This is a genomic window from Pseudomonadota bacterium, assembly GCA_039028935.1.
GTDB lineage: Bacteria > Pseudomonadota > Gammaproteobacteria > Steroidobacterales > SZUA-146 > SZUA-146.
This window is the reverse complement of the sequence record JBCCHD010000003.1, coordinates 1-13,802: the sequence shown is the minus strand read 5'-3', so window position 1 is coordinate 13,802 and position 13,802 is coordinate 1. Positions and strand designations below refer to the sequence as shown.

At 54.3% G+C, this 13,802-nt stretch carries 9 protein-coding genes, 5 tRNA genes and 1 pseudogene; 10 read left to right on the top strand and 5 right to left on the bottom strand.

What is annotated here, in order from left to right; genetic code table 11:
- Window positions 1-108: 108 nt before the first annotated feature.
- From AAF465_02235 to AAF465_02195, 9 genes are all read left to right on the top strand, one after another.
- Entirely contained in the window at window positions 109-1,251 is a 1,143-nt protein-coding gene (locus AAF465_02235; protein ID MEM7081538.1) for a slipin family protein, read from the top strand.
- 54 nt (window positions 1,252-1,305) lie between these two features.
- Window positions 1,306-1,382 (top strand) — tRNA-Arg (locus tag AAF465_02230).
- A 3-nt stretch (window positions 1,383-1,385) separates the two neighbouring features.
- Window positions 1,386-1,459: transfer RNA gene (locus tag AAF465_02225), tRNA-Gln, on the top strand.
- Window position 1,460: 1 nt separating this feature from the next.
- Window positions 1,461-1,534: transfer RNA gene (locus AAF465_02220), tRNA-Trp, on the top strand.
- A 2-nt stretch (window positions 1,535-1,536) separates the two neighbouring features.
- Window positions 1,537-1,611: transfer RNA gene (locus AAF465_02215), tRNA-Cys, on the top strand.
- Window positions 1,612-1,690: 79 nt separating this feature from the next.
- Window positions 1,691-1,768: transfer RNA gene (locus AAF465_02210), tRNA-Leu, on the top strand.
- A gap of 572 nt (window positions 1,769-2,340) precedes the next feature.
- Window positions 2,341-2,904 (top strand): HNH endonuclease, encoded by a 564-nt coding sequence (locus tag AAF465_02205; protein MEM7081537.1) that lies wholly within the window; start codon window positions 2,341-2,343, stop codon window positions 2,902-2,904.
- Between the two features lie 54 nt (window positions 2,905-2,958).
- Window positions 2,959-4,368, top strand: a complete 1,410-nt coding sequence (locus tag AAF465_02200) for an RtcB family protein (GenBank protein ID MEM7081536.1) — start codon at window positions 2,959-2,961, stop codon at window positions 4,366-4,368.
- Window positions 4,369-4,394: 26 nt separating this feature from the next.
- Window positions 4,395-5,321, top strand: coding sequence for a hypothetical protein (locus tag AAF465_02195; protein ID MEM7081535.1), 927 nt, complete (start codon window positions 4,395-4,397; stop codon window positions 5,319-5,321).
- 41 nt (window positions 5,322-5,362) lie between these two features.
- Here the strand turns inward: AAF465_02195 and AAF465_02190 are convergent, their stop codons facing one another.
- From AAF465_02190 to selD, 4 genes are all read right to left on the bottom strand, one after another.
- The gene (locus AAF465_02190; GenBank protein ID MEM7081534.1) at window positions 5,363-7,192 is read right to left on the bottom strand and encodes a hypothetical protein; all 1,830 of its coding nucleotides are present in this window, start codon (window positions 7,190-7,192) and stop codon (window positions 5,363-5,365) included.
- A gap of 14 nt (window positions 7,193-7,206) precedes the next feature.
- The gene (locus AAF465_02185; GenBank protein ID MEM7081533.1) at window positions 7,207-8,883 is read right to left on the bottom strand and encodes a hypothetical protein; all 1,677 of its coding nucleotides are present in this window, start codon (window positions 8,881-8,883) and stop codon (window positions 7,207-7,209) included.
- A gap of 256 nt (window positions 8,884-9,139) precedes the next feature.
- Window positions 9,140-10,243, bottom strand: a complete 1,104-nt coding sequence (mnmH, locus tag AAF465_02180; protein MEM7081532.1) for a tRNA 2-selenouridine(34) synthase MnmH — start codon at window positions 10,241-10,243, stop codon at window positions 9,140-9,142.
- Window positions 10,240-11,274: a selenide, water dikinase SelD gene (selD, locus tag AAF465_02175; GenBank protein MEM7081531.1), complete on the bottom strand. Its 1,035-nt coding sequence runs from the start codon at window positions 11,272-11,274 to the stop codon at window positions 10,240-10,242. Before selD ends, mnmH begins: the two co-directional genes overlap by 4 nt.
- Window positions 11,275-11,673: 399 nt before the next feature.
- On the opposite strand from selD, the pseudogene AAF465_02170 reads away from it, so the two are divergent.
- Window positions 11,674-13,578: pseudogene (locus AAF465_02170) on the top strand (transporter substrate-binding domain-containing protein).
- Here the strand turns inward: AAF465_02170 and AAF465_02165 are convergent.
- Entirely contained in the window at window positions 13,510-13,758 is a 249-nt protein-coding gene (locus tag AAF465_02165) for a GGDEF domain-containing protein (GenBank protein ID MEM7081530.1), read from the bottom strand. The pseudogene AAF465_02170 and the gene AAF465_02165 sit on opposite strands and share 69 nt — an antisense overlap.
- Window positions 13,759-13,802 lie beyond the last annotated feature (44 nt).

The following is a 13,802-nucleotide window of genomic DNA, read 5'->3' as shown; positions in this document are numbered from 1 at the left end:
GCCAACGAAAAACGCACGATATGGCCTGGCGCCTCGTCTACGCGCGTTCAAACACGACCGTCTCAGCACGGAATTCAACTCAATACAAACCAAAAAGGAGAACGCACTATGTTGTTCATGCAAAAATTCATCGTGCGCAAGCACGAACGCGGTCTCTTGTTTAAAGACGGAGACTTCCTTTCATTCCTTGCACCCGGTACCTATCGGTACTTCAGCCCACGTAAACGCTACACGGTTGAGCGCTACGATCTTTCGGTCGCAGTCTTCGAGCACCGCCTGGCGGACTTCCTCGTTGAAGCCGAGCGTACCGCGGTCGATGCGCACTTCCACATGGTGGAAACGCGCGCGAACGAAGCGGCGTTGGTCTACTTCAATGAGCGGGCTGCCCAGGTGCTGGGTCCAGCGGAGCGCAAACTCTACTGGAAAGGCGTGGTGAACGTACGCGTCGAACGCTTTGACCTCGACGAGGCCATTAAGCTCGACGCTGCGTTAACCAAGCGCCTGGTAAACGGTCGTACCGCCGTGGTGCAAAACGTGGCCAGTCACGCGGTGTATGCGCGTGTGGTACCAGACGCGCATGTCGGTCTGCTGTATGTGGACGGTGAACTTAACCAAACCCTATCGGCAGGTCTGCACGCCTTCTGGAATCTGGCGCACGCCGTGTCGGTTGATTTGGTTGACCTGCGTGTGAAAGCACTTGAAGTCCAAGGTCAGGAAATCCTGACCAAAGACAAAGTGGCGCTGCGCATCAACGTGACCGCCACGTATCAGTTTGTGGATGCAGCGAAAGCCGTGCGCGCGTTTAAAGACCCAATGGATCAGCTTTACAAAGAAATCCAGTTTGGTCTTCGTGCGGCCGTCGGTACCCGCAAACTCGACACCCTGCTTGAGGATAAATCCGCCATCGACCGTGATGTCGCGGACCACCTTGGCGACCGTTTTGCCGAGATTGGCCTCAACGTAGTGAGTGTTGGCGTGAAAGACATCATCCTGCCTGGTGATATGAAAGACCTACTGGGCAAGGTGGTGGAAGCTGAAAAAGCGGCTCAAGCGAATGTCATTCGCCGCCGCGAAGAGACCAATGCAACGCGTTCATTGCTCAACACCGCGAAAGTGATGGAAAGCAACCGTGTGGCATTGCGCCTCAAAGAGCTCGAGACGCTTGAGAAAGTGACCGAAAACGTTGGCAACCTGTCGGTTGTTGGCGGTCTCGATGCGCTGCTGGATGGACTGGTTAACATCAAACAGTAATCCGGCAATCCCCCTGGGAGGGTGTGCAACGCACCCTCCCACCCTAGTTTCAGTACGGCTGTAGCTCAGCGGTATAGAGCGCGACTGTGCGAAAGTCGAGGCCACAGGTTCGAATCCTGTCAGCTGTACCACATTTGGCGCTCGTCTAATGGCAAGACATGAGACTTTGAATCTCAAGATCGTGGTTCAAGTCCACGACGCCGATCCAATGGTCAGTGGTCTAATGGAAAGACAGTGGCTTCCAAACCCACAAATGAGCGTTCGATTCGTTCCTGATCAGCCAACCATGCCGACGCCAAATGGTAAGGCGCGAGGTTGCAACCCTCGTTTTCCTCGGTTCGATTCCGAGCGGCATGTCCACATTTTTCACTCACTTTTTTACGAAGTGGCTCAAGGCTCTCTACGCCCTGCGCTATCGCGGCAGGGACACCAACACATTGGCCGTCTGAAGGGAATTGGCATACCTACCTGTCTTAGAAACAGGTGCTTCTCGGTTCGACTCCGAGGGCGGCCACCAATTTTGCGGACCTGATGGAAACTGGCAAACCTCGATGGTTTAAACCCATTGGCATCCCGGTTCGATTCCGGGGGTCCGCACCCCGCGCAGCTGACGGGAACTGGCATACCTGGGTAGCTCAAACCTACTCGCTTCCGCGTTCGACTCGCGGGCTGCGCACCACTTTTCGGGCACGTTGGCAAATGGACGCCGCCACCTAAAAGATTGGCTGCAGGTGGTCCGGGTAAAACCGGTCGTCGTCTAGGAAATCAACGCGGTCAGGTTATGAGTTGCAGGCGACTGCTCTTTGTCAGGGTTACTCGTCGGCAGTGGGTTGAGCCTGCTCAGGTGAGTGCAAGACAAGGCGGTTCTTGCCGAAAAAGCGGAGTTTACATTTGTAAATGAGCATTTTGAGGCGAGCACCAACGCGGGATTGCGCCACATGAGACGGTTCAACACTCTGCCGGTGCGCGCTTTCCAACGCTTGATTGGCCGGGAGTAATGCCTCGGTTGCGGCGATATGCGGGTTCGATACCCGCCGTGTCCACCACCTTTACACAATCGGCATTGTTGATACCACATGGAATAAGACGATGAGAATTTTAAAACTCGATATCAGCGGTAGGCCCGTGGCCTGGCTGTCTCGCGAAGAAGGTGCCCTGCTTTACTGCCGTCGGCAAGTTGCGTGGGAAGCTGGTCTGGAGCAGACGGTGCTGCGCGGCGGCGTGTCGCGACTGACCGGCCGTCGTTCACGGCTGACTGTCAATTCGATCGTCGCAACCACGTCGCTTGATCAGCGCGCGCAAAACTGGACCGGAACACCGGCCCTGACCAATGCGGCGCTTTTTCGACGCGATGAATTCCGCTGCATGTATTGTGGCAGTGGGCTACCCGCTCGCCTGCTCACGCGCGATCACATTGTGCCGCGCTCAGCGGGCGGCGAAGACACATGGGAAAATGTTGTGGCGGCCTGTCGGCCTTGCAACCACCGCAAGGACAATCAGCCGCTTCAGCGGAGTGGTTTACGTTTGCTTGCCGTGCCCTACGCACCGAATCGCGCCGAAGGCCTGATTCTGGAAAACAGACGCATTCTGGCCGATCAAATGGCATTCCTGCGCACACGGGTGGGGGCTAGCAGCCGACTGCGTGTAGACTGACCGCCTATTGAACACCGTTGTATTCAAAAGGCTATTAATAGAAAGGACAAGACGATGTCTTACCGACAACAAGTGGAAAAAGTATCTGAAGCACATTACGTGCTGCCTAAAATCGGTGACATGAACGCCGAGGTGAACGCGTATCTGTCTGAAACGTTGTTTGCGCAGACCGACGAAACCCTATGGCGACAGGCGGCACAAGCTGCGTCGTATCCGGGCATTATCGGCTTGTACCTTATGCCCGACACGCACGTCGGCTACGGCATTCCCGTGGGAGGTGTGGCGGTCACCGAGGATGTCATCATTCAGGCTGGCAGTGGCTACGACATTTCTTGTGGCGTGGTCTATCTCAAAGTGCCTGGCTTGAACGCGGCCGACGTCGCCGACTGGGACAAGCGTCGCCAATGGATTGACGATGTCGAGCTGCGCATTGCAACGGGCGTGGGTAGCCATCGCCCAAAGCACATGCCTCGACTGACGGATCGCAAGATTGAAGACATTTTCCGCTACGGCGCTCAGGCAGTAGGCGTGCGCGCGGATGTATGCGAGCGGCAGTACATCGCTGTTGACGAATCGGTGCTCGACACCGACCGCATCAAGCGTGCACGAAGCAAAGCGAGTCCTCAAATCGGTTCTGTTGGCGGTGGCAACCACTTCGTCGAAATGCAGGTCGACGTCAAAGACGGATCGGTGTGGGTCATGATCCACTGTGGCAGTCGTGGCTACGGCTGGCAAACCGCAAATCACTACTTCTACGCCGGCGCCGAGCTACGTGGGCTCGCGAAAAACCGACGCGAAGAATCATGGCTGCGAGCCGATGAACCGCTCGGCAAAGAGTACTGGGCGCATCACAATTCGGCGGCCAACTACGCTGTGGCCAACCGACACATTATCGTGCGTGGTGTGCAAAAAGCGCTAGAAAACGTCTTCAATGCCACGGGCGAGGTGTTTTATGAAATCTCGCACAACCTGGTGCAGGAAGAGACGCTGGTATTGCCCGATGGCACAACCAAGAAAGGATTTGTTCATCGTAAAGGCGCGACGCGTGCGTTTCCGGCCGGACACCCGGACTTGGTGGGCACCAAGTGGGAAACCACTGGGCACCCATGCCTGGTCCCTGGCTCCATGCTTGACGGTGCAGCGATTTTGTATCCGCTAAAAGGCGCGTATGAGTCTGGCTGTTCGGTTAATCACGGCTCTGGACGCGTGATGGCACGCGGTAAAGCCAAACGCGAACTGGCCGAACTGCATGACGACATCGACCATGAGATGCGCTTTATCAAACGCACACTCGGTGGCGTCGACATTCAGGGCATTGTGGGCAACACGCGCCGCACGCCTCTGGACGAGTGTGGCCATGTCTACAAGGATCTGGATGAAGTGCTACGCGTGCTCGAAACCGAGGGCATCGCACGCGTGGCCAATCGCCTGTATCCCGTCGCGAACATTAAGGGCACCGACTAAGGTGCCCGCTTTTTTTACAGTGCCTTATGAAATTATCCGAAGCTAAGGAGATTATCGATTGCCTACCGAGGGGTAAAACGCCGTTTTACTACTTCAAGGACCGCTATGCCTTGATGTTATTGAGCCTCGTCGCAGACCAGCACCAGACCAAGAACGATCTAAAAGCGAGCCGCTTCGCCAAACTACTGAATAAGGGAGTAATAAAAACAGCCCTGTTCTCCTGCCGTGGAAGATCACTCGACCCAAACGCTTTCGACGCTGTATGGCCAGTTCAACCGCAAATCTATCATTTGACGCTGGGCTTGTGGGGCTCGCGGCGCAAAAACCGCTGGCGTCAAACGTCACGAACCGGCTTCAATCTAGTGCTACAGCTTAACTTTTCTAATCAGCATAACGACGCCTACAAACGACTCGTAGACGACGCGGAAGCCGGCCCGTTCGAATATGGAGGACACCCGATCGCCGAGCATCCTTTTTACACCTTGGCCTGGGCTCGCCTTGATATTGACTTGACTGAAGGAGAAGCGCTCATCGAAGAAATTCAGAACGACTGGTTGCGCGAAGCGCAATGGCATCGTAACTACGCAAAAAGAACGCTGAATCATACCGTCAATCCTGCATCGGCCAGACGAAAACGAGACCTTATCCGATACGTAGATACGGTACTGCCTGCGCACCAAGGTGTATGGCACGAAGCAATGCTGGCCGCTGCAATTTGGTTTCTACGTCGCGAGCTGGGCGTTAATACGATCTACTACCATACGCACGATTCGGGCGCGAAGCTCAAAGGAATACACTATCGTCAGCCGCCCAAATCACTGTACTCACGTTTACCCACTCAATTCTGTTTTGAACGAACGCAAGAACGACCTCAGTTACTTGAAAACAGCACACGCTCCCCTGCTCGTCGAAAACACATTGAAAACGCTTTTTTCTTTAAGATGAGTCTTTAGCCGTCCACCTGCTGCCCATCCGGCATGGCGATGGTACTCCCTTATTTGGACTGCTCGGCGGACAGTGTGCGTGCCGGCAACCGCGACAAATCCGCCCATATCACATTGTGTTTTTTCTCAACGCTCAATGCTGGACTGCCTTCGATGTTACGGCTGCATGTATGACGCTCACGATACTCTTTGTTATCAAGCAGTGTGCTCAAGTGTGCATGCAACTCGGGCTGCTGGGCCTTTACGACCGGTAATAGGCCAATCTTCTCGTGCCAGCCATCGGCGCGGCTGTTGGAAATACAGCCGGCGTTTTCGGGATTAAGCTTGCATCGAGTTTTGGACACATCCTCGACAAATAGCTCGATGAGATCGCGCGAGTTCTGCGCGTAGCCCAGTTTAGGCAACAACTGCAGGCGATAGGCGTAGGGGCTACGGTATTTATGCTGGTTGAACAAACATGTATCGCTCTTCGAAACGCAGTCCTGTGCCACATCCTGCATTTCCTTGAGCGCGACTAAAATATCATCCTGGGCCATGCGCAACGCTTTTATGTTGTGCGCATTATCAGCATCACTGCCTGGAATCGCTGCGGCGGCATACAGCTCCATAACAGCCGACTGATAGCGCTTATTCGCTCTGACAAAACCCATCTTCGGAATGTCGTCGACAAAATCTTTGGTGACTTTTTGTAGATCCGCTGTCGCCACCGGCTCGCCGGGCCGGATCCCGTCGTCAATCTCAATACAGCCCTTTTCATCGATGTTCACCGCCGCGTACTCATTCGGACTATCAAGGGTGTCCTGAATTTCATCGTACAGCGTGTTGTAAGCGCCCCAGAAACTCGCAAGCTCATCGAGCTCGGTGGCGCGCGACGGTAACGCTCGTTTGGGCCAATTTGACAACAATTCATACGGGGTCAGCGCGATACTGAAGTCCTTCGGCGCGGTGTATGCATCCATTGACAGCGTTTCCATTTTTTTGACCAGATCTTCCTTGGTCACTGGAATCGCGTCGCCACTGCCACCGGTCTGAAACAGCGACACATTCATACTATCGGTTGCGTTATTCACTTGCGTGTCACTATCTAGTTTCGAGCTAAATTCGGCACCCCAACCACTACCGCTAAGCTCGGCTGACATCGATTCTTTTTCGGAGCGACTGCTGGTATTCGTGGTGATTACCGCCGTTAGCTTTGCGCCACCGAAAATGGCCGACACAAACGCCGTGCCGCACATACTCTTGAAGTCTGTCAATTCCCGCTTCGATGCAAGCTGTACGGCGCGCTCGGTTAGACGAATAGACCCCGACAGACCGCCGCGATACGTAACCTTGAAATCATCGATCTCACCATTTTCGGCCAACGGCGCAGGTGCCGCAAAGCGCACGCCATTGAACACCTTGGCGTTCATTACAAATGTGTTACTGGAGGAATTAATATTGACTGACTTTGCAAAGGCGGCCTTGCCCTCTGCCTTAAAGCCAATGGTCTTCACGGACGCCTCAGCCGAAATATCCATCGACTGCATAAGCTCGTAGGTATCGGACACTTCCGACATAGTGAGATAGCGTGTTTGGGCTTTTTCTTCGCCTTCGACAAACTCCACACAAATGGTTGGGATGGGCTCGTGGTTGGCTTTGTCCCAGGCCCAGCCAAGACTGACACCCGTTTCCGGCACTTCCGCCATTTCAATCTCATCCGGTACCTCGGTTAGGCTCAAACCGCTGGCTTCAGCTTGTCGCTTTTCTTCATCGCTTTGGGGGGGTCCGCCAGCCGGTGCCGAACCGCCGCTAGCGAGATCACAGCCCGATACAAACACCGTCAAAACCAGTAACACCACGGTCGCAATTCGTGCACGAAAAAATGATAAGTCGCTGTTCATAGTCTTCAGTTCCTCTACGGATTTTGAAACCGGGATTCGAGTACCGGTGAAAGCTTGCGCATAATTTTTTCCGCCGCCTCACGCCGTTTGGCGCGGGTGGAAAAACATTTTTCACACAGGCCTCGCTGCGCATAGCTTCGTCTGAATTCATCGAGAATATCGGCGGCGTCACTGCAATAGGCGGCAACATTGTCAAGCAAATGACCTCTCGGCAGGTCGTAGGCCGGGTTCTTGAGTTGGCCGTGCGTGTCGCCAGGAACCTGAAAGCTCACCTCATCGCGATAGCGAAGCAGATCCATTTGTTCGCTCTGGTAGTTCGCCTGGTAAAGATCCCAGTCCGCCTCGAGGCGATCATTACGAGGGCTCACGCCATAGGCATAGTGCCACCGAACCACTTGCAGAGCCTGCGCATTGAGATTATCTAAAAAGCGAAACCCTTCGGTAATCACGATATTTCGATGAAATAGCGCGCTATTGCCATTTGCTAGGAAGCGTCCCATGTCATAAGCGATCATGTCGTGCCAGTTGCGCGCTTCGTAAACGATGGGTTTCGCGTACTGCAGCGCCTGACTCAGCGACATCGTGCCGGTGATAAGTACCCGCAAATTGGCACCATGAATCACCGCGTCGGTGACATCCATGGGCAAGCCCTTGAATTCAAGAACAGCAAGATTGCGCGCTTGTCCGAGGCGGCTATCGCGGAAACGGTCGGCATTACGCATGATTTCAACCAATTTCGTCACCAGCGCATCGTCTTGAGAGAACAGTATCGGCCAGTCTCCATCGGCAACGGCTCGCCCCTTGCGGTTGGCGAGGTGTTTTGTAACAAACACGACAAAATTCCGATCAGGCTGAGCGTTTGCCAGGCGCTCCATATTGTCGATGTAGTCTTCGATCGCCTTAGTGCTGTCCGCGTGCGCAAAGCCGATGTATGACGCCGATTCAATACGAATCGAGGGCGTATTGGGCTCGCCTCGCTGAATAAACAGCATGCGATTACTAAAGCCGCTTAATACTTCAAACAGGGGAAATAGAGCACCGCCACTCCCTTCGAGCATAATGTGGTGCGTGTTGGATCGCAGTCGTTGGGTGTCTCGATGTCGCAGAACATTAAAGCTCAAAAAGGGTGCGGCGTGTGGCCCCTGATTGGGTCGGGCTTGTGACCGCTCAAGATTGAGCTTGGTATCATCAAGAACACGTGCCGAAAACGCCCTGTCACCCAGCGCCTCTCGCTGCGCCATGTAATCTTCGCCATCCGCTCTTGCGCTGCTTGCCGTCCGACGCGTGAGGTGCTCCAAAACATCAACCGTGAAGGCCAAGTTGCACGTACGTACATTGCCCTCATGCAGCCGCTTTCTTTGCTCTGCCATGGCCCGTTTGGTGTCGGAATCAGCGCTCAGCGCCGGATTCGTTTGCGAATACACGTTAATCACACCGCTCCCAAACGGGATCGGTTGCACGTTAACCGAAGGCGTAAACGCCGGCTCCACACCCTCAAAGCGCTCATGAAAAACAGGCGAAATATAGAGGTTAACTTCGGCGTTGGGTTGTGTTTGTCGTAGATGACGAGCGACAACCCAATTTGACGTCAGGTCGCCACGGCCAGGCCGCGGCGTATCGGTTGTGTAGATATTGTAACGCCCGATATCGGCAGCCTGCACCGTGACGGGCCCGCCGTGTGTTACCGCCATTATCAATAGGCTATACCCAATAGCGCGGACGACTGCGCTTTGTTTTACCTGACTCAACTTCCCCCCAAACGAACATGCGTGCTCGTACTTAGAAACAGGCTATTCAGACCGCCAGGCGCAATCTTATCGCACACTGAGCATAGAATGTGACAAAGCGTGCTCAATTGGTTTCGATGAAGACTTAACCAGCATTGCTTTGCTGACAAAGTAGTACGCCGCTATCACTATTTGCCTTCAACTGGCGAATGCGTTCACGTTACGCTGCACAAACGCTCGACTGCAGCCACGTCGTCACTTCCTCGGGACGACCGCGAAACACAATTCGCGCTTGCTGTTTCTCCAGCTGATAATCGTACATCGGATCGTAGTAGTCGGCCGTGATCGTCTCCAGCCAGTCTCGATGACCGGCAAATCCATCGTTGTGCTGGTTAGCTAATGCGTCGTTGATCGACGCCTGAATATCGGCCGTTCGTTCCCCACCCAGTCGCTTCTGTATCCGATGCACACTATCGTGCAAATACGCAGCGAAACGATGTTCGCCATCGCTAGGATAGAGGGCGATCGTTGCGTTATAGCGGTCGATCACATATTCCTGCCACAGTCGCTCAATGCGCTCTTCAAAAGGCAACTCGATGACGACCATTGAACTGGCTTTCATTGCCGCGACAAACTGCGGCGGCAAATGTCGACCTCCAATCTTTCGATCTTCATCCTCCAGCACAATCGTCGATTCGGGAGACTTCCGCCGCAACCGCATCAACTCTAGGATCAAGCTATTTTCGAAATCGATTTGAGCAGGCTGTTCGTCAAGCGGCCGACCGAAACTCGACCCTTTGTGATTGGCGAGCTGCTCAAGATCAATCGCCCGATCGACCGTCTGAATCATCTCCGTCTTGCCCGTCCCGGTCATTCCCGATAGCAATACAAAAGACTGCTCGAGACAGGCCGCATCAAGGTACGTAAGCAGCGCGCGTCGAATCTGCTTATATCCACCCTGCACACGCGGGATCGGCACACCAATGTCCGCCAACCACTGCTGACTCAACGTTGAGCGCAACCCACCGCGCGCGCAATACAGCACTGCATCAGGGTGGGTAGCAACGAACTGCCTCCATGATTCGATTCGAGATTGCCTCGTCAAGCCACTCACCAGTTTGTGTCCGAGCATTATCGCGGCATCTTGGCCATTGTTTTTGTAGCACAGACCAACTTGATGCCGCTCTGCGTCCTCAAGGAGCGGTAAGTTTCGTGCAAACGGTAGTGCACCTTTTTCAAATTCAATAGGAGCTCGCACATCGATCATCGGCACCCGCTGATCCAACAGTGGAGATACATCTTCAATGAGTGGCAGCGCGGTCAATCGGCCACCTCGATCGTAACTTGGTCCGATGCGCGAGACCGGAGCACGCCAATTGGTTCTGCGTAACAAGAGGCATCGCGCAGGAGCTGCGATACGTCGGTGGCAGCGGCGACATCAACCGCCAACAATAGACCACCACTGGTTTGGGGATCGCACAATAACGCGCTTTGCTGATCATCGAGTGCGGTTACCTGTGATGCCACGCTTCGCCAGTTGCGTTGGCTGCCGCCTGGTACGCAATCAAGGTCGATATACTCGTAAACGCCCTCCAACACCGGAATAGTCGACCGCTCGATACGTGCGCTGACGCCGCTGCCGTCACACATCTCCATCAAATGCCCAAGCAAACCAAAGCCCGTCACATCCGTCATCGCCGTCACAGCTTCTTTTTCGCCCAGTAGCGCGCCGACGGTGTTCAGTCGCATCATGCTCTCAACAGCAAGACCCGCGTGCTCGGGCTTGAGTAACCCGCGTTTCTCCGCCGTTGTGAGCACACCCACACCCAATGGTTTGGTTAGAAAAAGCACATCACCCACCGTCGCGGTACTGTTTCTTTTTAGATGAGCGCGACGCACTCGACCGGTCACCGCCAATCCAAAAATGGGTTCTTTCGCGTCAATCGAATGCCCGCCAGCTAGGACAATACCGGCCTCTCGACAAGCAAAGCGCCCACCCTCCAGAACGCGCCGCGCGACGTCTGGGCCGAGTTGGTCTGTCGGCCACCCGAATACGGCAATCGCCATCAGCGGCCGACCACCCATGGCGTACACATCGCTGATCGCATTTGCAGCCGCGACGCGGCCAAATTCATGAGGATCATCCACGATAGGCATAAAAAAGTCGGTGGTGCTGATTATGCAGTCGTCATCGCCAAGTTGATAAACGGCCGCATCGTCGCTGGTCTCGTTTCCAACGAGCAGCCGCGCATCCGCCGGGGGAACGAAATCGGACTCCAGAAATGATGCGAGCAGGTTAGGCGCGATCTTGCAACCACAACCTGCGCCATGACTGAACTGCGTTAATTTTGTCATTGGGTAATCACTATATGCTGGGCGATAAACGCTCGATTTAGGCGACCCGAAACGGTGCCCACATCACCGGTCGACTCGTATTTTCACAACGAACACAGCGTGCCTCATCATGGGGCTCGGCGCTCAATCAATGTGAACTCAACTCGTGAGTAGTATAGAGGAGCGTTGCATCAACATCAGGGATTTTACCGACTAAATTCACGAATGATCGATCCCGATGACCATCTAAGGGTATGCCCGCCTGTGCGTAAAGACTGGATGCCCTGACCACGCTACGGCGGTGCAGTGCGCCGCCGCTCAGTGCCATCAGAGGCAGCACGCACTGACTCACCCTCACTCAAGAATTGGTCCAACTCGCCGCTAACCTATTAATGCCATTCAATCTGCTCTGAGCGCGTAATGTTCTATAGTCCCCACCGGCGCATTTTCAATGAATCTGTCGCCACATCGCGGAAACCGTCTCCGCTCGCGCTCTCAGTACTGCTTTTGTGCGTGAGCTGGACACAGACGCTCGCGGCAATCGAGTTTACTGAGCAAGAACGCGCGTTTATGGCCGAGCATCCCACCATCGTGGTCGGCGGCGAATTCGATTGGCCGCCGATGGACTATGTGGATGATTCCGGCTACACGGGTGTCGCAAAGGATTACCTTGATGAAGTTGCGGCTCGCACGGGCTTGACGATTCAGATGGTCACTGGCGACCCATGGTCAGAGCTTCTACATAAGCTCGAAACCAAACAGATTGACATGCTTCCCGCCATGTACTGGACGCGCAATCGGGGCATTAAATTTAACTTCACAAAACCCTATATTGCCGTGCGTTACTACATGTTCACGCGCACCGGTACTCGCTTCAAATCGCTGGAAGACATGCACAACAAGGCGCTCGCCGTACCCGCGGGATACTCATACATCAGCTTCCTACAAGAGCAGCATCCTGAGATTCGTATTATTGAAGTGAATAGCAATCTGGACGCCCTGGATGCGGTGCTCACCGGCAAAGCCGACGGTCTTGTTGAGAATTTGGCGACAATGGCCTACTGGCAAGAAACACAGCTGATCACCGGACTCGAACCCGCGTTCAGCTTTCGAGACAGCTTTAACAACGTGCACATGGGCGTGCGTTCAGATTGGCCCATTCTCCGCGACATCGTCGAGAAAGCACTCGCCGATATACCGGAACAGCGCGCCACACAGATAATGGCTAAGTGGACCGGCAATGAGGCCAACGCAAAGACGTTTAAGACCGAGCAGATCAACCTGAGCGCTGAAGAACTGCGCTTCCTCTCGGGCTCACCGCCGATCAAAGTGTGTGTGAACAGCAACCGCATGCCCACAGAAGGCGTCACACCCGGTGGGCACGATGGCATGGTCGCCGATCACCTTCGAATTATTGGGCAAACCCTGGCACTGGACATCAGAGCGAATCACTTTTCGACACCCTCAGAACTGACTCGGCAAATCCAGCGGGGCAACTGCGACATCATTTCGTTGGGTCTGGAGCAAACCGCTCTCGACAATGGCGACTGGCTCTTCACTGAATCGTTTCTTGAGCGACGCTATGCGATGGCCACGCATATCTCTGAGCCTCACCTGCTGTCACTGAACGACCTGGTCAATGTAAAGGTCGGTATTGTCAGTACCTACTCACAAACCGAACAGCTCCAGAGTCAATATCTCAACTTAGAATTTGTTGAATACGAGACGCTGCAAGACGCACTTAAGAGCCTCGAGCACAATGCGATCTACGCCGTACTGGATGATCTACCCGTGCTGAGCCATGCCATTCTCCGCGACTTCGAGGGCACACTTAAAGTAAACGGCGGCTATGGCGAAGACCTCACTGGTTTTCAAATGTTGGTCAGTAAGGATCTGCCACTCCTCGCGTCGAGCACAACAAAAGCCATTAAAGCCATCCCTGATGTCACGCGACAAAACATCTATCGCAAGTGGGCCGCATCCACTATCCATCTCGAAACAAATTATGGACCTTTGTTTAGAATCGCCGGTTTATTGAGTGTTGTTCTGATTTTCGGGTTATTTCGCTTTCGCGAGCTGCGGTCGCATCGATTGCAGATGCAGAAGAAAAACGCTGAACTTCGCTCCATTAATTCACAACTCGAACGCCAAACAGATTCGGCCATGCACCTGGCCTATCACGATCAGTTAACCGGTCTCCCCAATCGCGCAAAGTTACTCATCGAACTGGAAGCCGCACTCAAGCGAGGGCGACGACTACGACATCAGGTGGCCATTCTGTTTCTCGATCTCAACCGATTTAAGGCGGTGAATGACACACTGGGCCACGACGTTGGAGATGAACTGCTTAAACGGGTCACCACCGAGTCGACCCAGAACATCCGAATCGCGGAGTAGGCCTCGAATTCGGGTAGTGACCCGTTTAAGCAGTTCATCTCCAACGTCGTGGCCCAGTGTGTCATTCACCGCCTTAAATCGGTTGAGATCGAGAAACAGAATGGCCACCTGATGTCGTAGTCGTCGCCCTCGCTTGAGTGCGGCTTCCAGTT

Bases quoted from the DNA above. Each gene is read 5' to 3' on its own strand.
- AAF465_02200 (MEM7081536.1), top strand. From the start codon at position 2,959: ATGTCTTACCGACAACAAGTGGAAAAAGTATCTGAAGCACATTACGTG.
- AAF465_02195 (MEM7081535.1), top strand. From the start codon at position 4,395: ATGAAATTATCCGAAGCTAAGGAGATTATCGATTGCCTACCGAGGGGT.
- AAF465_02235 (MEM7081538.1), top strand. From the start codon at position 109: ATGTTGTTCATGCAAAAATTCATCGTGCGCAAGCACGAACGCGGTCTC.
- AAF465_02205 (MEM7081537.1), top strand. From the start codon at position 2,341: ATGAGAATTTTAAAACTCGATATCAGCGGTAGGCCCGTGGCCTGGCTG.
- AAF465_02185 (MEM7081533.1), bottom strand. From the start codon at position 8,883: ATGGCGGTAACACACGGCGGGCCCGTCACGGTGCAGGCTGCCGATATC.
- AAF465_02190 (MEM7081534.1), bottom strand. From the start codon at position 7,192: ATGAACAGCGACTTATCATTTTTTCGTGCACGAATTGCGACCGTGGTG.
- selD (MEM7081531.1), bottom strand. From the start codon at position 11,274: ATGACAAAATTAACGCAGTTCAGTCATGGCGCAGGTTGTGGTTGCAAG.